This is a genomic window from Synechococcus sp. F70.1, assembly GCF_047502745.1.
Lineage (GTDB): Bacteria > Cyanobacteriota > Cyanobacteriia > Thermostichales > Thermostichaceae > Thermostichus.
Window position 1 is genome coordinate 1 of record NZ_JANSJL010000053.1, and the last position, 19,981, is coordinate 19,981.

The following is a 19,981-nucleotide window of genomic DNA, read 5'->3' on the forward strand; positions in this document are numbered from 1 at the left end:
GTGCGAAGATGGACAACCTAACCTTAATCCAACCGTTAAGTTCTGTCAACTCTCCCTCAGCAAATCCTGGCTTAGCGGAGAGTGGGGGAGAAGAGGGCTTCTAGAGCCTGGGCGAGGGTTGGCTCCATGACCACCCGGTCTTCGTAGGCGGCGATGACCCGGGTAAGCTGAGGCAGGCGGCTCTGTTCCGCCTCCAGGTAGAGAGGCTGGACATAGAGAAGGGAGGTCTCGATGGGGATAACCAGCAGGGTACCCAGGTTAACCCGCGACCCATGTTCATTCCAGAGGGCAATTTGCTCGGAAATGGCGGGATCCTGGTTCACCCGCGCCTCCACCTGCTCCGGGCCGTAGATGAGACGCTGCTTGGAGAACTCATACACCAGCAACTTGCCGTAGTTTTCCCCATCGCAGCGGGCGGCCATCCAAGCCACCATGTTTTGCTTGTTGAGGGGGGTGAAGGGAGAGAGCAAGACAAACTCAGGTTCGTTGGGGGATCCCTTCTGCCGCTCCTCCGGCAAGGTGAGGATGAGGTACTGGGGCTGCATAGGGAGGCGCCGTCCCTTGCGGAATTGGTTGGGGATCTGCCACTGGTCTTCCCGGTTGTAGAAAAGGCGGGGATCCGTCATGTGGTAGGTGGCAAATTGCTGGGCCTGCAGTCGGAAGAGATCCTGGGGGTAGCGGAGGTGCTGCCGCAGCGGCTCCGGCATGGCCTCCAGGGGCTTGAACAGCGTGGGGTAGATGCGGGCGTAGGCTTGGATGAGAGGATCCTGAGGGTCAGCTATGTACCAGTTGATGCTGCCGTTGTAGGCATCCAGCACCGCCTTGACGGAGTTGCGGATGTAGTTGAAGGGAAAGTCAGGCAGGTACTCGGAGTAGGGGTAGTGGCTGCTGGTGGTGTAGGCGTCGAAAAACCAGTAGAGCTTACCGCCTTGAATCACCAGGTAGGGATCCTGGTCGTAGAGCAAAAAGGGCATCACCTGGCGCACCCGCTCGCGGATTTGGCGGCGGTAGAGAAAGCGGGTGTTGGGGGAAAGCTCACGGCTGAGGAGAATGCGCAGATCCCGGAAGTGCCAGGCATAGAGAAAGCGCTGCCAAAGGTGAGGAATGGGGACACCCCCTGTGCCGCGGTAGCTGCTGTAGACGTAGTGGTCGGCAGCAGGGTAGTCCAGCTCCCTTGCCTCTGCGCCGACAAACACCTCAGTGGTGGTTAGCTCGCCGTAGTAGAGGGCCGGCTGATCCACCTGCAGCACCTCCGCTACCTCCGGGTAGCGCGGGGAAATCCGCGGTGGGATATCCGCTAGAAAAAAGTCTGGCAGCCCCTCCGGAGTAACCACGTTAACTGGGCTGAGGGTGAGGCCATAGCCGTGGGTGTAGAAAAAGCGCCGGTTAACCCAAGTTTGGGCCGCGGGGGGTACCTGGGCAAAGTCCAGCTCGCGTGCTGCATGCATGACTTGGCGCAGCTCTCCCCCTATGCGGTAGCGATCCACATCCACATAGGGAAACTGGTAGTAGGGGCGGATCTCCTGGAGCTGGCGGTAGGTGGCCAACAAGGGCTCCGCATCCCAAAGGCGCACGTTGCTCAGGGTAGATTGATTTTGCTGCAGGATCTCCCAGGTAAGGGATCCCTCGTCCGGGAAGGGCTTGACCTCCACCTGGGTTAAGCCAAAGCCGGCGCGGGTAAAACGGATGTTGTGCTCGAGGTAGGGGCGTTCCAGCTCCAGCTCGTTGGGGGTAACCAAGAAGGTCTGCACCAAGTGGGGGTAAAGCCGGGTAGTCAGTAACCCAAACCCCAGGTAGGCTCCCCACAGCAGAGCTGGCGCCAGTAGGGAGCTGGCCCAGGGGGGGCACCAGGATTTGAACAAGGGAAGGTTGAGGCGGATCCCTTGGCGGGCCAAGGCCCAGAAGCCAAGGGCAGTTAGAAAAGCTACCCCACTCATCAAAGTGGTAGCTGGCAAAGTGGCGTGCACATCGGTAAAGCCGGCTCCAAAAACCACGCCGCGGGTGGAGTAGAGTAACTTGTAGCGCTCCAGCCAATGGCCCCAGGCCCGAAGCAGAAACAGAGCTCCCCCCAGGATGAGCAAGTGCCGCTGGGCAAACAGGGAAAGGGCCAGCGTCAGCCGCTGTTCCGAGAGTCCCAGCTCCACAAAGTAGATGAGAGCAACGGCAACCAAGGTCAATAGCACCAGGTTGAAGCACCAGTGCTGGAGCTTCTCCCAAAAGGGCAAGCTGAAAAGAAAAAAGCCCAGATCGCGGTTAAAGATTGGATCCGACTCCCCCACAGGCACTTGGTGCAGCCAAAGCAGCAGCGTAAACCAGTGCTGGGAAAGAAACCAGGCCAAGCAGCCGCTCAGGCCCAACGCAATGGCCCAGGCCCAGGCTGGGTTTGTTCCCCGCCAGCAGGCGCGGATGTTGACTCCTACCACTGCCAGGGCAAAGACAAAGGCGCCTAGGCCCAGCCCCCAGCGGGCAAATACCCGTGTCCAGAGTACTGGCAGGGCGTTTAGTTCGGCAAACCAGGCCAGATCGACGTAGAAAGAGGCCAAGGCCGTAATGGCCAGAATCCCTAGCCCCGCCCAGAGCAGCAGGAGCACGCCTTGCCGCAGCCATTGCATGGCCTCATGGCGTCCTGTCCAAACTTGCCCTCGATCCTAGCTGCTGCACCGCCTCCAACAAGCCCGCTGGACCACCATCCACCCGCACCACCGGGATCCCAGCCTGGGCTTGCAGGTCTTGCCAGGTGAGGTCATCTAGGAAGCGCTCCCCATCCTTGAGGGTAATCTGGGGCAGAAGCAGGCCGTCGTAACTTGCCAGGTTCTCAACCGATTTCAAAGCGTTGAGGATGTCCTGCCCTGTCAGCAGACCGGTTACCGTCAGGGTTTGTCCCCAGAATTGGCTGGCAAGGGGCAAAAGATGTAACTGCAACCTGCGGATGCGGTTCATCCGCTCTACCACAGGCTGGAAGGCTCGCTCCACCGCATTGCCCACCACCCAAAGCAATTTGAGAGGAGCAGGGATCTCCAGCGGCAGTTTGAGCTGCTCGAATTGGCTGAGAAAAAGCCGCAGGGATCCCACCCCGTTGCCCAGTTGGGGGTAATCTTCGTAGTGCTTTTCCGGCGGCAATTCCCGACCCGCCAGCAGATACCACTCATCAGCTAGCCAGGCAAAGGTGGATCCCAACTCTTGCCGAAACTGCGCCTGTAGCGCTTCCACCTGATCGATCACCTCCGCCGCCTTGGCAGCATCCACCGGGATCAGCTCATCATTGGGGGGGCGAAAGCGGGTCAGCCCCACTGGCACCACCGCCGCCGAGAGGACGGTTGGGATCCCTTCGACAGGTTGGCGAAAAGCGGCCAGATCCAAGAGCGTGCGGGTGAGGTGCTCCCCATCGTTCCAGCCCGGGCAGACCACCACCTGGGCATGCAGTTGCAGGCGGTGTTGGCGAAACCAGGCCAACTGCTCCAAGATGAGGCCGGCGCGCGGGTTTTTGAGCAGGCGGCTGCGCAGCTCTGGGTCGGTGGCATGTACCGACACATAAAGAGGAGAAAGGCGCAGGCGGGCGATGCGCTCCCACTCGGCAGCGGTCAAGTTGGTGAGGGTGAGGTAGCTGCCGTAGAGAAAGCTGAGGCGGTAGTCGTCGTCTTTAAGGTGCAGCGTTGCCCGCATTTCAGGGGGCTGTTGGTCGATAAAGCAAAAGGGGCAGGCGTTGGTGCATTGGATGAGGCCATCGAACAAAGCCGTCTCAAACTCCAGCCCCAGATCCTCGTCAACGTCTTTTTCCAGCTCAACCGTGCGCCGGATCCCTTGGCTGTCCAGGATCTCCAGGCAGAGATATTCCTCGGCAATGAGGAAGCGATAGTCAATGAGGTCGCGGGGCCGCTCGCCATTGATGCTCAACAGCGCCTCCCCCGGTTGAATGCCTGCCTTTGCCGCTAGGGATCCAGGCAGGACGGCGCTGATACGGGCGGGCTTGACGCTAGCGCGGGACATAGCGCGCCCAAGGCGGGGCTGCGTCGTCAAGAAACTCAAACCTACTCTAAACAGCGGCGAATCGCTGCTTCCAGCTCCGACTGGCTGAGGTCGGTAACCACAAAGACCTCCTGCACGCTGCTGCCTTTGCGGGCAACTAACTTGTACCCACCTCGAATGGGCACAGAAACCCGCAACTGCAACTGCGGGATCCGCCCGCGAGCGCAAGATAAGGCACCTGGCGTTACAGTTTTAATGCCGGGTTGTCGGGTTAAGCGCTCCAGAACAGGGATCAAGCCAGAGATATGAGTGGAATGGTTCCAAACTAAGCGACCAGAAGGCTCAGACATAGTGGCAGACTAACGGTAAGGAGAGGCTAGACTTCCATGATAGGCTCTCGCCTTTGCGACTGAGAACAAAGAGACTGGCCTCCCTCAAGCTTTAGCAAACCTTTAAGTACAAGTACTTTCAGAAGGTTTTCTCGGTGCTAGTCTGATGGCCCCAAGGACCAGGAGCTGCTGATTTATGGTTGCTGAGCAAGTCATCCTAGACACTAGACATTCCCGAAGCCATCCTGAAAGGCCTGCAAGATGGCACCTATGAGCGCATAGGCGGTGTTGTGAGAGAAGTGGCTTCTAAGCGGGTGGTAGCCTGGCTGAGAGAAACTGGAGGCCTGACACTTGCAGATAGCATTGGTAAATGAATTCCCGGGTTGGACATTGTCAACGGGATTATTGCCAACATTCAGTTGGGACAAATTAACCTAAAATTAATCGATATCGGGAATACACTGAATACCATCTTAGGCTTGACTCAATTCAACACCGCTCTTGGTCTAGCTAACTTGGGTTTGTCTGCCATAGGCTTTGCAGTCGTCATCTCCAAGCTTAATCAAATTGGTTCACGGATCCAAAATCTTCAGGCTTCCATCTCTGAAATAAATCAAGAACAAAATAGACAGATCGATCTTTGCTAAAACTAAGTCTGCGATTGAAGTTGCAGAGATAGCTCTAAAGATGTCTTCTTCTTCCAGCAGGAGGCGGCTGGTGAGCGAGGTCATCCAACCCTTACTTGAGGCTGAGCACTATTATCAAGCTGCTTGGAATTCTGACTGGAATGAAGGTAACTGTATTTTGTCCCGTGAGTACATCTTAATCCTATCTTTAGTCTATGTTACAGAGACTAAGTGTTACTTAGAGCTTGAAGAGCACGAGATAGCTCTTAAGCGCTTGGCTGAGGCCGAGGAGATTCTGAAACCTCGTATTAGGAAGTACGTCAAGCTTCTTTTTGAAGATCCTTCAGGATATCTTCACAGTGCCTGTCAAGGAGTTAGACTGTCAAGCATTTTGGAAATTCTTAGGTATGTAACGGCTGAGTCAAATGTAGATAAGCTGTTTGATGAACATATACGCACGGCTATTTTCAACACATGTAGCATCGAATCCTGGACTGATAGCATACCGCTAAGATCTAGGAATGCTATCCTTGCCCTCGTTGCCCCATCTTTGGTTGGAGTAGAATGGACGTTATGGGATCGCATGCCGTGGAACACTGGCGCTCGGAGAGAAGTCATCCTCGGTTTGATGTCTCGAGCTAATCAAGTTATAGCGGCTGCCCAGTCCATGATTGAATTGCACAGAAGATTGGAAGGCTACAGACACGAAATCAATGAAATGGTTCGGCTTGGCCTTGGCTTCCGGGAATGGCAAGATCTGGTTTTGCCGCCAAAAAGCTCGTCTGAGGATCAGGACTCCAAGATTTTGCTCCTCCTGCCGGCCTAGGATCAATGCCAGGGGGATTCTATTGCTGCTTTAACCCCGTCCTAAGTATCAGCCACACTGGAGAAAGCTGCCGTCCCAACAGCTCTCTGAGTATGGCTGGCTCTTCTTCCCAGGCCGTAGCTGTCTGTCCCCAACCGCTTGCTGACAGAAAGGGATCTAGTCCCTCTCCTCCCGGCGCAGCCGCTGCAGGGCAGAAAGAGGCTTCTCCTCTTCCGACTGCTTTTCTGGGGTTGCTACCGGCAGAGGAGCTGTTTTGTTTTTCTCGGGCTCGGGCGAAAGTTTGCCTGCTTCCGAATCGACGGCTAGAGGAGAGGGGAGGTCGTTGGTCTGTTGGCCAGGCAGAGGGATCGACTCCAAGGGGGCCAGCAGGGATTGAATGTGGCTGTAGGTTTCGGGGTTGCTGCGGGCAGCATGGGCCAAGAGGGTAAGCTGCTCCTTGGCCGCCACCAGGTTCCCTAACTTAAGATCCACCAGCGCCAACTGGTAGCGGGCCTTAAAGCTAGTGGGATCCACCTCCACTGAGCGTTGGAAGGCGGCTCGCGCCTCTGCCAGCTTGCCTTGGCGGGCGTAGATCAAGCCGAGGTTAAAGGGCACGTCAGGATCCCGCTCCCTGGGAAGCACTTGGGCTTTGTCTTCTAGTTCAAGGGCGGCCCGGTAGGCGTTGATGGCTAAGGTGTAAAAGCCCATCTGCAGGTAACGAGCTGCATCTTCCTTGAGTTGGGCCACTGTTGGCTCGCCGGTGAGCAAATTCATAGGCGGCTGCGCATAGGCAGGCAGGCCCACCGCCAAACCCAGCAGGCATACTACTGAACTCAGGCCCCAGGGAGCAGCCTGTCCACCGGTTTGTTGCTTATTCCTCACCATGATCGGTTTCCTCCAGCCACCTCAACACCACTGGTTCCACCCCTCACGGCCGGGAAAGGAAGCGAACTGGATCCCGGGCCCACCGAGGCAACGGCCTCACTCCAGAGACTATCCGCAATTGGACTGGGAAGCACGACTTTCCACTCGATCCAGCGAAAAAGGCCAGATTGAGATACCAGTGCGAAGGGCTGGCTGGGGCTTCCTAGTGGGCAAGGGCTGCCTTTAGGGTGGCTAGATCCCCGAAATAGCTAAAAATCTCGCTGTACTCACGCTGTTGCGCCCGTTCTGGTTCTTCACCAAGGGATCCCCGTGGCCGCTGCCAACGCCGGGGCTGTTCAGTCCCCAAATCCCAATCTCTTGGGCAAGCAGCAACGGAACTCAAGTGCCAAAAGCGCGATCCCCAGCATCCCCTAGCCCGGGCAGGATAAACCCCCGGTCGTTTAGCCGCTCGTCGATCATGGCGCAGAAAACTTGCACCATTGGGTAATGGGATCCCAGTCGCTGCAGCCCTGGCGGCGCGGCCAAGACGCTGACAATCCTCACCAAGCTGGGATCCGCTCCCCGTTTTTTCAGCTCATCCAAAACCCACAGCAAGGTACCCCCCGTGGCCAACATTGGCTCAGGGATGAGAATGCGCATCTGATCTGGAATCCGCTCCGGCAGGCGGTTGAGGTAACAACTCACCTGCAGCGTCTCCTCGTCCCGCACCAAGCCCACATGAAAAATCCGTGCTTGGGGCAAGAGGGCCTGACAGCCTTCCAGCATGGCCAGGCCAGCCCGCAAAATGGGCACGATGGCTAGCGGCGTGTTGGGGGCGATAACTTCTGCTGCCGCAGCTTCCAGAGGAGTTTGCACCTGCACCGCTTGGGTCGGGATCCACTCCCGCATCGCCTCGTAGGTCAGCCAGCGGCCTAACTCCACCAAAGCCGTGCGAAAAAGAGGCATGGGGGTCTCCCTATCGCGGGCCACGGCTAGCCAGTGCTTGATGAGGGGATGGGGAGGGACGTAAACCCGCAGTTGCTGACTTGCCACCGGAGGATGCCTCAACCTGGGCGGTAGCATAGCGGCTTGCAGGGGTAGGAGGCAAGCCTTCTTCTTAGCCTTCCCCGCCGTTCCCTAGCTGCCAGCTTTTCCTCTGGCTTCCTCGCCGCGTTTAGTTACAATAGCGCCAGCGCCTCCTCCAGTCTTCTGTTCGCGCCAGTGGGACGGGATGATCTCCCTCAACTTGCGGCCCAGCCTGGAGTTGACGGATGAAGTTTTTGAACAGCTCTGCCGGCAAAATCCTGAGCTGCGCTTGGAGCGCACTGCCCAAGGGGAGCTAGTGGCCATGGCCCCCGTCGGCAGTGAGAGCGGACTTCGCAGTGCCGACCTGCTGGGCCAGCTCTGGCAGTGGAACCGACGCACAAACTTGGGACTTGTATTCGACTCTTCCACGGGTTTTGCCCTGCCCAACGGGGCCATTCGCTCTCCTGATGCCGCCTGGGTTGCCAGGGAGCGCTGGCAGCAGCTGACTCCAGAGCAGCGGCGCCGCTTTGCACCCCTTTGTCCAGACTTTGTCCTGGAACTGCGCTCCCCGAGTGATGACCTGGCCACTTTGCAGGCCAAGCTGCAGGAGTACCTCGAAAACGGCTCCCAACTGGGCTGGCTGATTGACCCGGAAAGCCAAAGGGTCTACGTCTACCGTCCAGGCCAGCCTGTCCAGGTTCTAGAGCGGCCCACCTCCCTAGAAGGGGATCCCGTCCTCCCCGGCTTCGTTGCCGATCTCAACCTCGTCTGGGAATAGTTCCTAACCGCTTATGATTGCCCTTAACCTGCGACCCAGCCTGGAGTTGACGGATGAAGTTTTTGAACAGCTCTGTCGGCAGAATCCTGAGCTGCGCTTGGAGCGCACTGCCCAAGGGGAGCTAGTGGCCATGGCCCCCGTCGGCAGTGAGAGCGGACTTCGCAGTGCCGACCTGCTGGGCCAGCTCTGGCAGTGGAACCGACGCACAAACTTGGGACTTGTATTCGACTCTTCCACGGGTTTTGCCCTGCCCAACGGGGCCATTCGCTCTCCTGATGCCGCCTGGGTTGCCAGGGAGCGCTGGCAGCAGCTGACTCCAGAGCAGCGGCGCCGCTTTGCACCCCTTTGTCCAGACTTTGTCCTGGAACTGCGCTCCCCGAGTGATGACCTGGCCACTTTGCAGGCCAAGCTGCAGGAGTACCTCGAAAACGGCTCCCAACTGGGCTGGCTGATTGACCCGGAAAGCCAAAGGGTCTACGTCTACCGTCCAGGCCAGCCTGTCCAGGTTCTAGAGCGGCCCACCTGCCTGGAAGGAGATCCCGTCCTCCCCGGCTTCGTTGCCGATCTCACCTTAATCTGGGAATGACTGGCCTGCCCATGGGCGTCCGCAACCCCGAGCGTGCTGGCCCCTATCGGGCGGGAAATGCAAGAACTGGATGAGCCCGAGAAAGCCCAGCGCCTTGCTGGCCCAGCAACTAGGCAAACTGGCCCACCACCTGTAGGGCAAAACTCAGCAAGAGGAAGGCCAACCAGGGGGAGAAGTCCAAGCCGCCGATGGGGGGAATAATGCCGCGGAAGAGGTTGAGATAGGGATCCGTAAGCTGGCTAAGCACCGACAGGATAGGGTTAGACCAGTTCAGTTGCGGGAACCAGCTTAGCAAAATCCGCACGATCAGCAGGGCGTTGTAGATGACGATGAACTGGTAAAGGGAGCGAAACAGCAAAGAGACTGCACCGCTGTAGACCAACCCCAGAGGGAGGTCGTCTAGGCCAGCAAGAGAGGACAACACGTGGCTAAGCATATGACTGGAAAAGGGGGAAAGGACTCATCCACAGCTTATCGGCAGAGCAGTCGGCTTAGGGTAGCGCCGGCAGAACCTCTGCCGCCTCTAGTTTGGCATGGGCAGGGATCCTTTGCTCAAGACTTTTCCTCCACAGCTCGGGAGGAGGTTTCCTTGATGAGCAATTGGGCCCGCGTGGCCTGAATGGCCTCGTTGAGCTCGGCAATTTTGGCTTCGAGGGTGCGGCGAACCTGGGCAATCCGTTCTGCCTCCTGCTCCCACTCCCTCCAGCTCCTCAAGCTGGACTCCGTTGCTTTCCCCAGCCCTCGAGAGCGGGGGCATTCAGGGCTAGTGGCGGTGCCGTCGAGGCGCTTGGGATCCCGGCCTTGACCTTCAGCGGATTCCTTACCTAGCTTGGGGGCGAGCACAAGCCCAACGATCCCGCCGAGGATCCCTCCCACCACAGCCCCCGTTACCACACCAGCAATGAAATCACTCTGCCGATCTGCCACGCTTGCGTCCCAGTCAATTGAGTCTCCCTTCTTTCGTTCTAGCTCTCTTGCCCCGCCCCTGCCAGCAAACGAGGCCAGAGCTGGGGGAGTCGCCATTGGCTCAAATTTTCCAGGTAATCTTGCACCTGCTCCCTCAACCCGGCCAAGATGGCCTCCAGTCTGTTGGTCAAGGGCAAGGAGGCCAGAGCCGCTTGCCAAAGGTGAGCTAGTGACAAGTCAGGGCTGACTACCCGCCACAGCCGCTGCAACTCCTCGAAGTGCAGGCGATCATCTTCTGTAAGCGAGAGGATTAGCTGGCGGCGCAGCTCCCGTGCTTCCTCCGACATGAGATAGCGCAAGCCCATGCGGGCAGCAGGGATCCAATCCAGCCCACCATCGCTGCAGGCAACTTGAAGCAAGTTCTCCAGGCGGTTCCAGCGGAACTTGCCATCCTTAATCAGCACTTGCAACAGCCGCTGGCGAATACGAGGGGATTCATCGGTCAGCAGGCGCTTGGCCACGTAGGGATAGGCCACGCCGACGATGCGAAACTGCGGATAGAGACTGAGGGCCACCCCCTCCTGGGTAACCAAAGAGCGGATCACCAAGGCAAAGTGGGAGGGCACCTGGAAGGGGTAGCGGTACATCAAATCGGAGAACTGGTCGGTGGCGGTTTTGAAGTTGAAGTTAGCCACCTCCTGCCTCAGCACATCCGCCAACACCGTTTCTAGAGCAGGGAGCAGCTCTTGCCGATCTACATCCGGCTGTAAAAAGCCCAGGTGAATGAAATCGTCAATCAGGGCGTTGTAGTCGCGATCCACCAGGTGGACCAGCGCATCCACCAGGTACTCCTTCATCTGGTCGGTGAGCTGGTCCATCATGCCGAAGTCGATGTAGGCCAGGCGGCCATCCGGCAGGGCAAACAGGTTGCCCGGGTGGGGATCGGCGTGGAAAAAGCCGTATTCCAGCAACTGCTTTAGGCCGGCTACCACACCGATGCGCACCAATCGTTTCACCTCCAAGTTGGCGGCCCGAATGCGCTCCACATCGGTGAGCTTGATGCCGTCAATCCACTCCAGGGTCAACACGCGGCGGGTGCTGTAGGCCCAGAAGATGCGCGGCACATACACATCGGGATCGTCGCGAAAGTATTCGGCAAAGCGCTCGCAGTTCCGTCCTTCCTGGAGGTAGTCAATCTCCTCAAAGAGCTTGCGGCCAAACTCGTCTACCACTGCTGTCAAGGTGTTGCCCAGGTTGAGGGGCAACCAAGGGCCCAGCCAGGTGGAGGCCCAGCGGATGAGGTAGAGATCCAGGCTCAGCCGCTCCCGCAGGTGAGGCCGCTGCACCTTGACCGCTACCCATTCGCCGCTGTGCAACTGCGCCTTGTAAACCTGGCCCAGGCTGGCCGCAGCCACCGGCTCGGGCGAGATCTGGGCGTAAATCTCGGCAATTGGACGGCCCAGCTCCGCCTCAATGCAGGCAAACGCCTCCTCTGAAGGAAAGCTGGGCAGTTGATCCTGCAGCTTGGTCAGCTCCTCCAAGTAGTCTTTGCGCACCAAGTCGGGCCGGGTGGAGAGGGCCTGCCCTACCTTGATGAACGTCGGCCCCAGGTCGGTGAGCAGTTTGCGCAGCTGCGCCGCACGCTGGGGCACCTTGCGATTGCCCTGCCCCCAAAGCTGATCCCAGCGCAGGCAGAGAACAAACCACAAGAGAGGGCCAAGGATGGCCAGTGCCCGCGCCACCACTTGGGGCAGACGCCAGCGGTAGTAACGGGCAATAACCTGCGGATCGTAAACTTCTAGGTCAGCAACAGAGACAATCTGGTTAGGCACGCTCCAGGGATCTCACCGTCGTCTTAAACGAGCAATACCTATCGTAATGGCAAAAGTTACCTGATTTTTCTTCACTTTCTTTAACAGCACCTCCTTTAGCTTCGGCCCGCTGCAGCCACGACCTTGCTTAGATGACGGTGTTGTCCGGGATCACCGAGTCCTTGATGATGGTGACAATGCCGTTGCTAATCCAGATTCCTTCCTCTTCCCGCTGGGCTTCGGTGACGTGATCTTTGTTGATGATGCGGACGTTGCGGCCGATGCGGGCGTTCTTGTCCACAATGGCGTTAGCAATGTGGGAGTTGGGCCCGATGCCCACCGGCGGGATCCCGGCCTCCAGCTTGGCCTGCCGCTCTTCTGCCGACTCGTAGTAGTCGGCCCCCATGACCAGGGTGTTTTCGATAACGGCATTGGCCTCTATGCGGCTGCGAATGCCGATGATGGAGTTGCGAATTTGGGCGTTTTTGATGATGCAGCCGTCGGCAATCATGGAGTTGACAATGTGGGAGTCGAGGATCTTGTTGGGAGGCAAAAAGCGCGGGCGGGTGTAGATGGGCATGTCCCTGTCGAAGAAGCTGAAGGGCGGGTTGGGCTGCTGCACCAAGGCCAGGTTGGCCCGATAGAAGGCCTCGATGGTGCCGATGTCCTCCCAGTAGCCCTTGAAGGGGTAGGCCTGCAGGTGGTACTTGCCGATGGCTGCCGGCAGCACTTCTTTGCCGAAGTCGGTGTGCTCCTTCACCTGCAGCATCTCGATCAAAGCTTCCCGCTTGAACACATAAATGCCCATAGAAGCGATGTAAGGCTTGGCTTTCGCCTCTTCTGGGCTGAGGCCGAGGACTTGGGTATCGACTCGGCAGGCTTCTAGCAGCTCCCCTTGCGGCTTTTCCTTGAAATCGATCACGCGCCCCTCGGCGTCAATCTTGAGCAAGCCAAAGCTGGAGGCCACTTTTTCTTCACAGGGGAGCACCGCCAGCGTCACATCCGCTCCAGTTTGCCGGTGATAGTGAATAAAGGGGCGGTAGTCCATGCGGTAGAGGTGATCCCCGGAGAGGATGAGGAAGTCACGCGGCTTCCACGAGTCCATCAGCCAGAGATATTGGCGAACGGCGTCAGCCGTGCCCTGGAACCAGTCGGGGTTATCAGGGGTTTGCTGGGCCGCTAGGATATCTACAAAGCCGCCGGTGAAGGGAGACATGCGGTAGGTATTGATGATGTGGCGGTTTAGCGAGGCGGAGTTGAACTGCGTGAGGACGTAGATCTTATCGATATCGGAATTGATACAGTTGCTAACCGGAACGTCGATAAGGCGATACTTGCCTGCTAGAGGTACAGCCGGCTTGGCGCGGCGCTTGGTTAGAGGATAGAGGCGGGTGCCCCGCCCACCGCCTAGGATAATTGCCAGTACATCGCGCATGGTGGTTCTCCACCAGGTTACACCCAATAGCATAGACCGCGGCGAGGGGAAGCGGCTGCAACGGCCCTGGGGAAGCTGATGGCACGCATCCTGGCCTTTACCAACAACAAGGGCGGCACTGGCAAGTCCACCCTCTGCGTCCACGCGGCCCAGTTGACGGCCCAGCGGGGCCATGCCGTTCTGCTAGTCGATCTCACCTCCCAAACCACCGCCAGCAGCTTTTACCTCGAAGAGGCCGGATCCCTTCCCCCGGAGGAGACCGTTTGGGCTAGCCTCCACCCTCACCACCAGCGGCCTCTGGAGGAAGTCATCTATTGCACCGACAAGGGAGTGGATGTGGCGCCCTCCCACCGCACCATGGCCGAAGTGGCAGCCCAGCTAGCGGCTTCCGGGGAGGCGGGCCAAAACCTCCTCCAGCGTCAACTGGATCCCTTGCTGTCGGAGTACGACTTTATCTTTCTCGACACGCCAGGGGAGCTGAATGCCCTCACCGCCAATGCTTTGCGGGCAGCCCAGCGAGTGTTGATCCCGACACGGCTCAACCGCGCCGACTTCTCCTGCACAGAAGAGACCCTGCGCTATATCGAGACCCTCAAGGGCGAGCTGAGCCAGGCCCGCGCTGTCCTGACCATGTTGGACGACCGCTACCTGCCCGGCGGCATTTGGTCGGGATCTCACACTGGACAGTTGTACGTGCAAGCGCAACAGATTTTTGCGGATGTGCTCTCACCCGTTACCATTCCAGATAGTAGCGACTTGCGCACAGCTTTCGATTATGGCCTGACGGTCATGGACTATCGGCCTGGGGCGGCCGTGTGCGGGCGCCTGCTGCAGTTTGTTGAACGTGAGGTGCTCCTGTGACTGGGTCTGAGCGTAGCTTGTTTTCTCGTGCGGGAGGAGCCCCCCGCCGCCCCGCCCGGCGCAAAGTAAAGTCAGAGTCCCCCTCCACCCCTGGACGTGAGGAAACGGCAATGTCTACCGCAGAAACGTCGGAACTCGAAGCCCTCAAAGGCCAGTTGGCGGAGGCCCAACGGCAGCTTCAGGAATACCAAAACAAAATCTCCAGCCTACAGGCTCAACTCGAGCAAGTCACAGCCCACCGCGACGAATTGCAAAAGGCACTGGCCCAACTCCAGGCAGTGGCGGATGAGCGGGCCAAAACCATCCAGGAACTGCAAAGCCGCCAAGGGCAGGCCACGCTGCCGGTTAAGCCCCAAACCTCTGCCTCCCCCCTGCAGGCACCCAAGAAGATCCTCAATCGGCCTATCTTTGACAATGTATCCCCCACCGACGAAGACATGCCCCCCTACATGCTGGACTAGGCCACGCTGGGATCCCCTGCCCAAGCAGTTGGGTATTGCACCCAGGGGAAGGGGGGTGTATGGTTAGGGATCCCTGTCTTTACGCTATGACTGCGTCCCAGGCAAAGATGACGGTTTCTGGCGATGCCATTCCACCCCACGGAGGTACTCTAATTAACCGCATTGCCTCGCCTGAGGAGGCGGAGGAGCTCCGCTCCAAGGCCCAACACTGCCCTGTTATCCGCCTCGACGAGCGGGCTCAATCGGATCTCGAGATGATTGCCATCGGGGGCTACAGCCCGCTGACGGGCTTTATGGGGCGGGAAGATTACCATTCGGTTTTGGAGACAATGCACTTGGCCAACGGCCTGGCATGGTCGCTGCCGATTACGCTGCCAGTTTCGGAGGAAATAGCTGCCGGGCTCAAGGAAGGGCAAACCGTGGCCCTAGCCAATGCTGAGGGCAAGCTTTTGGGCGTGTTGGAACTGACCGAGAAATTTACCTACGACAAAACCCGCGAGGCGCAGCAGGTCTACCGCACTACGGATGAACAACACCCAGGGGTGAAGGTGCTCTACGAACAGGGATCCGTTTACCTAGCCGGCCCTGTCACGCTCCTGCAGCGGGATCCGCATCCCCTTTTTCCGGCCTACCAGATTGATCCAGCTCAGTCGCGGCAACTGTTTCGGGAGAGAGGGTGGAAGACGATTGTCGGTTTTCAGACTCGCAACCCCATCCATCGCGCCCACGAGTATATCCAGAAGTGCGCTCTGGAAATTGTGGACGGCCTGTTTCTCCACCCGCTGGTGGGAGCCACCAAAAGCGACGACATTCCCGCCGAGGTGCGCATGCGCTGCTATGAGGTGTTGATTGAAAAGTACTACCCCAAAGAGCGGGTGATCTTGGCCATTAACCCTGCAGCCATGCGCTATGCAGGACCGCGGGAAGCCATCTTCCACGCCCTTGTTCGCAAAAACTACGGCTGCACCCATTTCATTGTGGGCCGGGATCACGCTGGGGTAGGCAACTACTACGGCCCCTATGACGCCCAGCACATTTTCGACGAGTTCCGGCCCGAGGAGCTGGGCATCATCCCCCTCAAGTTTGAACACGCCTTCTACTGCACCGTCACGGGCACCATGGCCACGGTCAAGACCAGTCCCAGCCAGCCCCACCAGCGCATTCACCTCTCGGGCACCAAGGTGCGGGAAATGCTGCGCCGTGGCGAAGTGCCGCCGCCGGAGTTCTCCCGCCCCGAAGTGGCCCAGCTCCTTGTGGAGGCCATGCGAGAACGCAGCTCCTCCTAGCCTCTTGGTGGGAAACCACCCAGGCGCTGGATTCTAGACCTAGCCGAGAGCTCGAAGGCACGGGGCAGATTTTGCAGAGGTCAAGGGCCTAGCCTATCGACAGTTGCCGATTTTGGGTTTATCACTGAGGGGAGGGTGGTGCAAGCTGCCCACCTAAGCCTTCCGCTACCTACCCTGGGCTAGTGGCTCGACCCCAGCGCGCGGCGGAGGCAACTGTGTTTTCTTTGCCGTTTCCAGGGTCAACCTATGCAGAAATCAACCCTTCTTTCCAGGCTTGCCCTCGCCCTGCCCGCCTCCCTCCTGCTGGCAGAGGCTGCTCTGGCCTACCCCTGTAACTGGGTTGGGGCTGAAGCCTACAACTTCTCCAGCCCCACGGTTGAGGTTGACAGCTTCGAAGTGTTGCCTGCCTCCTCCTTTGCAGGTAACGGCTTCATTGGGGTGGCTATTGAAACGGTAGATGAACAGGCACCTCAAGGCGCCATTAGCCGCCGCCTGTTTGGCCCTGCCCCTCGCCTGCAAGGGATACGGGTCGTTGGCCTCCTCCAGAATGGACCGGCCCACCAAGCAGGTCTGGCGCAGGGCGACATTCTCCTCGGGGTCGACGGACAGCGGGTCACCTCGGTGCAGCAGGTTCAGCAGCTCATCCAAAACACCCCTGTGGGCCAGCGGCTACCGATTACCTTCCGGCGCGGCGGGCAGGTTCTATCCACAGTGGTGGTGGTGGGCGATGGCCGCGTGTTGCGCCCCCTGATGCTGCAGCAGCGGTAAGCGGGTGACCGCTGAGGTAGGCCTAGCAGAGAGGGTCTGGGTGGTCTGCGGCCTCAACGGCTTGCTGGCTCTTGGCCTGCTTGCTTTAGTTCGCCCAATCTTGCGCTTGCGCACAGCGCTTTGGGTTACGGAGCGGGCTCTGGACAACTGGCAAAGAGCAGCAAAGCCGGCTTTGGCCCTTACCTCGGCTGAGCTTCTCCACCTGCGGGCTCGCCTGCAAGCCAATCGCACCACCCTTGGCCGCTGGCGGCGCCGGCTCCAGTTCTGGCAGGGGATCCGCCGGCTAGCGCTTTGGCTGCAACAAAGGCTCTATGGATAGCTGCTCCTCCCTACCCAACCCCATCCGCTTGCAGGTCATGGCCAACGCTCTGGCCGGGATTGCTGAGGAGATGGGGGCACGTCTCATTCGCGGCTCCTACTCTGCCAACATCAAGGAACGGCGGGATTGCTCCACGGCTTTGTTTGACGCCCAGGGGGCTTGTATTGCCCAGGCGGCCCACATCCCGGTTCACCTAGGCGCTCTTTCCCAAGCCGTGCAGGCAGTGGTGGCAGCTGGCCCCCAGCCGGGAGAGGTGTTTGTCCTCAACGATCCCTATCAAGGGGGATCCCATCTGCCGGATATCACCGTGGTGGCGGCCATTCCCGGCCTGCGGGATCCCAGCCAGGTCTGTGCCTATGCGGTAAACCGCGCCCACCATGCCGACGTCGGGGGGATGCGCCCCGGCTCCATGCCCGCTGATTCCAGCGAGATCTGGCAGGAGGGTTTGGTGATCCCACCCGTACGGCTGGCCAGGTTTTCTCTGGAAGGAGAGTTGCGCTGGCAGGAAGATCTGCTGCGCCTTATTCTGGCCAATGTGCGCAATCCTGAGCAGCGCCGCGGAGACCTGCAGGCCCAAGTGGGAGCCAACGTGGTGGGGGCAAGCCGGTTTCGCCAGCTGCTAGCCCGCTTTGGCGAGGAGGAGGCTTGGCAGCTCATTGCGGAAGTGATTGCCTATAGTCGGCGGCGGATGCAGGCCCAGATCCGCGCGCTGCCCGATGGGATCTACAGGGCTGCAGATTGGTTGGAAGGGGAGGGAGATCCGCCCAAGCCACTCCGCATCCAAGTGCAGATTGAAGTGCAGGGGGAGAGGTTGCGGGTGGACTTCAGCGGCACGGCGCCAGCCACGGCGGGCAACCTAAACGCCCCCCTGGCCGTGACCCGCTCGGCGGTGCTCTTTGCCCTGCGCTGCCTTTTGGATCCCACCGCTCCCAGCAATGCCGGGCTAGAGGAGCCCATCGAGATCGTGGCCCCACCCGGCTGCCTGGTCAACGCCCAATTTCCGGCGGCGGTGGTGGCCGGCAATGTGGAAACCTCGCAGCGCATTGCCGATGTGGTGTTCAAAGCCCTGGCGCCGGTGGCTGGATCGCGGAGCATGGCCCAAGGGCAGGGCACCATGAACAACTGTGTCCTGGGCAACCGCCACTTTACCTACTACGAAACCCTGGGGGGCGGCCAAGGGGCCAGTCGCCAGCGGCCAGGCCTGGATGGGGTGCATGTGGGCCTGAGCAATACCCTCAACACCCCCATCGAAGCCCTAGAGCTGGAGTATCCCCTGCGGGTGTTGCGCTACGAGCTGCGCCAAGATTCTGGGGGCATTGGGCAGCAGCGGGGCGGCTGGGGGCTGATCCGCTCCCTCCAGGTGTTACAAGACTGCACCCTTTCCCTTCTCACCGACCGCCGCTACTACGCCCCCCAAGGAGAAGAGGGCGGCGGAGCCGGCCAGGTGGGGATCAACCTTGTCAATGGGGAACCCCTGCCCAGCAAGATTAGCCGCCCCCTGAAAGCTGGCGATGTGGTGACCCTCTATACCCCTGGCGGCGGCGCCTGGGGCTCCAGCGAGGGGCAGGCGCGGGAGGTTGGGTAGCCCAGATGGGCAAGCAACAACTGCTCGCAGCGGCGGAGCACATCCTCGCGGCTGGTAAAGTGCTCCAGCCTTTGCACTTGTTGACCTTTCTCAAACAAAATTAAGGTCGGCAGCGAGCGCACCCGATAGCGGCGCGGCAGCCAAAAATTGTTATCCACATTCACCCGCACCACCTCAACGGATCTCTCCCCTTCGGAGGCCAGGCGGTCGATAAGCGGTTGAACGAAGCGACACAAACCGCACCAAGGCGCGCCAAACTCTAACAACACCAACCCATCGCTTGTCAAAAGTTCTTGATTAAAAGCCTCTAAAGCAACTGGCGAGATCATTGCTCCCAAACTAAAGCAGTTGTTTGGGATCATGCTACCAGGCAACTCTGCTGGCTGCAGAAACCAGTTGCGGATGGAAAGCATAAAGAATCACAACAAAGCTCAACACCCCCAGATAGGCCCAGCGGAGAAACTCACGTGGGTACAGTTGCTGGCGCCCTTGCAGAATGGCTAAGCCGGGGATCACGGAGGTGCGGGCCTTGAGATCGCGGAAGGCGTGGCCGTACTTGCGCTCCAGGCGGTAATCCCCATGCCAAACGGCAAATAGGTGGTAGGCCACCAGCCCCAGCGAGGTGACCAGCATAAAACTGGAGCCAATCCACAGGGAATGGGCCACACACCAGATGAGCTGACCGACTAGCTGGGGATGGCGGGTGAGGCGGATGATCCCAGTTGTAAACAAGTGGATCTCCGGCTGGCGAAGGGCGACAATCTCCAGCACGTTAAAGGTGGCCGGATACAGGAAGAAAAACGAGAGCGCAGACAAAAGGACGACGGTAGTGTGGATCCCGGGAACAGCCTGCAGATTCCAAAGGATTACGCCGTCGTAGCAGTGGTTAGAAAAGTAGACGAGCAACAGCGGCGCCAGGCTAAGACTGACCAGGACAAAGAAAAGGCGGTACAGACGCGCTCCCAGCCACGCTTCTCCCCAGGGGCGCAAGTAGGCTAGTCCACTGTGGGCGCAGGCAAATCCCAAGATCATGCCCAGCATGATGGCATGGGAGCAGTAGGGGGCCAGCCCTGGCAGCCAGTGGCTAAAAAGGGGGGGTGACATCCTCTTTCGCGGTTGCCGTGACCTATGCTTAGCTTAAAGATAAGTTACATTCGACTCCCCATGCAGAAGACTCTCTTCCTACGTCTTGTCGGCCTGCTCCTGGCGATAGCCCTTATCCTGGGCTGGGCGATCCCAGGCGCGCAAGCAGCCCGTCTCACTGGCAAGTATTACGAAGACAGCATGACCATCATCCAAACGCTGCGCACGGCTCTCTTGGAGGGGGATCCTGTCCTCAAGCCGGAGGAGGCGCGGGCGGAGGTCATGGAGGCCATGCAAGAATTTGTAGGGCGCTACCATGGCCCTCGCTACAACAAGTTGCCATCCTTCACGACCCTGCGCACGGTGTTCAACACCGTGGCCTCCCACTACCGCACTTCGGATCGACCGCTGGAGCCAGAAAAGCTAGAGCGGGTGCTGATGCAACTGGATCGGGCAGAGATGGCCTTGCGCCGTGAGGGTTAAGCT

At 59.2% G+C, this 19,981-nt stretch carries 23 protein-coding genes; 10 read left to right on the top strand and 13 right to left on the bottom strand.

The window, feature by feature from the left end:
- Positions 1–71: 71 nt before the first annotated feature.
- The 4 genes from NW860_RS05045 to NW860_RS05060 all read right to left on the bottom strand — a co-directional run bounded on the left by NW860_RS05045 (position 72) and on the right by NW860_RS05060 (position 5,026).
- Positions 72–2,612, bottom strand: coding sequence for a UPF0182 family protein (locus NW860_RS05045; protein ID WP_414512800.1), 2,541 nt, complete (start codon positions 2,610–2,612; stop codon positions 72–74).
- Between the two features lie 4 nt (positions 2,613–2,616).
- Positions 2,617–3,987 (bottom strand): TIGR03279 family radical SAM protein, encoded by a 1,371-nt coding sequence (locus NW860_RS05050; RefSeq protein WP_414512802.1) that lies wholly within the window; start codon positions 3,985–3,987, stop codon positions 2,617–2,619.
- 41 nt (positions 3,988–4,028) lie between these two features.
- Positions 4,029–4,316, bottom strand: coding sequence for a DUF2103 domain-containing protein (locus tag NW860_RS05055; RefSeq protein WP_414406032.1), 288 nt, complete (start codon positions 4,314–4,316; stop codon positions 4,029–4,031).
- 551 nt (positions 4,317–4,867) lie between these two features.
- Complete coding sequence (locus NW860_RS05060; protein ID WP_414512804.1) at positions 4,868–5,026, bottom strand: hypothetical protein; 159 nt, start codon at positions 5,024–5,026, stop codon at positions 4,868–4,870.
- Between NW860_RS05060 and NW860_RS05065 the strand changes: the two genes are divergently transcribed.
- A complete protein-coding gene (locus NW860_RS05065) occupies positions 5,013–5,747 on the top strand; it encodes a hypothetical protein (RefSeq protein ID WP_414512806.1) in 735 nt (244 codons plus the stop codon). The genes NW860_RS05060 and NW860_RS05065 overlap by 14 nt on opposite strands.
- Positions 5,748–5,903: 156 nt before the next feature.
- On the opposite strand, the gene NW860_RS05070 is transcribed toward NW860_RS05065, so the two are convergent.
- The 3 genes from NW860_RS05070 to upp all read right to left on the bottom strand — a co-directional run bounded on the left by NW860_RS05070 (position 5,904) and on the right by upp (position 7,673).
- Positions 5,904–6,611, bottom strand: a complete 708-nt coding sequence (locus NW860_RS05070; RefSeq protein ID WP_414425240.1) for a tetratricopeptide repeat protein — start codon at positions 6,609–6,611, stop codon at positions 5,904–5,906.
- Positions 6,612–6,813: 202 nt separating this feature from the next.
- Positions 6,814–6,957, bottom strand: a complete 144-nt coding sequence (locus NW860_RS05075; protein WP_414512808.1) for a hypothetical protein — start codon at positions 6,955–6,957, stop codon at positions 6,814–6,816.
- 32 nt (positions 6,958–6,989) lie between these two features.
- Positions 6,990–7,673 (bottom strand): uracil phosphoribosyltransferase, encoded by a 684-nt coding sequence (gene upp, locus NW860_RS05080; protein WP_414395589.1) that lies wholly within the window; start codon positions 7,671–7,673, stop codon positions 6,990–6,992.
- Between the two features lie 148 nt (positions 7,674–7,821).
- Between upp and NW860_RS05085 the strand changes: the two genes are divergently transcribed.
- Positions 7,822–8,394 carry a Uma2 family endonuclease gene (locus tag NW860_RS05085; protein WP_414512810.1) on the top strand — a complete coding sequence of 191 codons (573 nt, stop codon included), beginning with the start codon at positions 7,822–7,824 and terminating at the stop codon, positions 8,392–8,394.
- A 13-nt stretch (positions 8,395–8,407) separates the two neighbouring features.
- Positions 8,408–8,980: a Uma2 family endonuclease gene (locus tag NW860_RS05090; RefSeq protein WP_414512812.1), complete on the top strand. Its 573-nt coding sequence runs from the start codon at positions 8,408–8,410 to the stop codon at positions 8,978–8,980.
- A gap of 109 nt (positions 8,981–9,089) precedes the next feature.
- Here NW860_RS05090 and NW860_RS05095 read toward each other — a convergent pair whose 3' ends face one another.
- The 4 genes from NW860_RS05095 to NW860_RS05110 all read right to left on the bottom strand — a co-directional run bounded on the left by NW860_RS05095 (position 9,090) and on the right by NW860_RS05110 (position 13,132).
- Complete coding sequence (locus tag NW860_RS05095) at positions 9,090–9,416, bottom strand: YggT family protein (protein ID WP_414406038.1); 327 nt, start codon at positions 9,414–9,416, stop codon at positions 9,090–9,092.
- Between the two features lie 116 nt (positions 9,417–9,532).
- The gene (locus NW860_RS05100) at positions 9,533–9,907 is read right to left on the bottom strand and encodes a hypothetical protein (protein WP_414512814.1); all 375 of its coding nucleotides are present in this window, start codon (positions 9,905–9,907) and stop codon (positions 9,533–9,535) included.
- A gap of 38 nt (positions 9,908–9,945) precedes the next feature.
- Positions 9,946–11,718, bottom strand: a complete 1,773-nt coding sequence (locus NW860_RS05105; RefSeq protein ID WP_414512816.1) for an ABC1 kinase family protein — start codon at positions 11,716–11,718, stop codon at positions 9,946–9,948.
- Positions 11,719–11,845: 127 nt separating this feature from the next.
- A complete protein-coding gene (locus NW860_RS05110; protein WP_414411735.1) occupies positions 11,846–13,132 on the bottom strand; it encodes a glucose-1-phosphate adenylyltransferase in 1,287 nt (428 codons plus the stop codon).
- A gap of 78 nt (positions 13,133–13,210) precedes the next feature.
- Here NW860_RS05110 and NW860_RS05115 point away from each other — a divergent pair, with 78 nt between their 5' ends.
- From NW860_RS05115 to NW860_RS05140, 6 genes are all read left to right on the top strand, one after another.
- Entirely contained in the window at positions 13,211–13,993 is a 783-nt protein-coding gene (locus NW860_RS05115) for a ParA family protein (protein WP_414410983.1), read from the top strand.
- Between the two features lie 110 nt (positions 13,994–14,103).
- Positions 14,104–14,454 (top strand): hypothetical protein, encoded by a 351-nt coding sequence (locus tag NW860_RS05120; protein ID WP_414406043.1) that lies wholly within the window; start codon positions 14,104–14,106, stop codon positions 14,452–14,454.
- Between the two features lie 107 nt (positions 14,455–14,561).
- Positions 14,562–15,740: a sulfate adenylyltransferase gene (sat, locus tag NW860_RS05125; protein WP_414395607.1), complete on the top strand. Its 1,179-nt coding sequence runs from the start codon at positions 14,562–14,564 to the stop codon at positions 15,738–15,740.
- Between the two features lie 246 nt (positions 15,741–15,986).
- Positions 15,987–16,508 carry a PDZ domain-containing protein gene (locus tag NW860_RS05130; RefSeq protein ID WP_414395609.1) on the top strand — a complete coding sequence of 174 codons (522 nt, stop codon included), beginning with the start codon at positions 15,987–15,989 and terminating at the stop codon, positions 16,506–16,508.
- Positions 16,509–16,512: 4 nt separating this feature from the next.
- The gene (locus tag NW860_RS05135) at positions 16,513–16,827 is read left to right on the top strand and encodes a hypothetical protein (RefSeq protein WP_414512820.1); all 315 of its coding nucleotides are present in this window, start codon (positions 16,513–16,515) and stop codon (positions 16,825–16,827) included.
- The gene (locus NW860_RS05140; RefSeq protein WP_414411732.1) at positions 16,820–18,412 is read left to right on the top strand and encodes a hydantoinase B/oxoprolinase family protein; all 1,593 of its coding nucleotides are present in this window, start codon (positions 16,820–16,822) and stop codon (positions 18,410–18,412) included. Before NW860_RS05135 ends, NW860_RS05140 begins: the two co-directional genes overlap by 8 nt.
- Here the strand turns inward: NW860_RS05140 and NW860_RS05145 are convergent.
- The gene (locus NW860_RS05145) at positions 18,352–18,825 is read right to left on the bottom strand and encodes a thioredoxin family protein (RefSeq protein WP_414395615.1); all 474 of its coding nucleotides are present in this window, start codon (positions 18,823–18,825) and stop codon (positions 18,352–18,354) included. The two genes, NW860_RS05140 and NW860_RS05145, sit on opposite strands and share 61 nt — an antisense overlap.
- Positions 18,776–19,516 (bottom strand): NnrU family protein, encoded by a 741-nt coding sequence (locus tag NW860_RS05150; RefSeq protein ID WP_414406048.1) that lies wholly within the window; start codon positions 19,514–19,516, stop codon positions 18,776–18,778. Before NW860_RS05150 ends, NW860_RS05145 begins: the two co-directional genes overlap by 50 nt.
- A gap of 60 nt (positions 19,517–19,576) precedes the next feature.
- Between NW860_RS05150 and psb27 the strand changes: the two genes are divergently transcribed.
- Positions 19,577–19,978, top strand: a complete 402-nt coding sequence (psb27, locus tag NW860_RS05155) for a photosystem II protein Psb27 (RefSeq protein ID WP_414410986.1) — start codon at positions 19,577–19,579, stop codon at positions 19,976–19,978.
- The last annotated feature ends 3 nt before the right edge of the window (positions 19,979–19,981 follow it).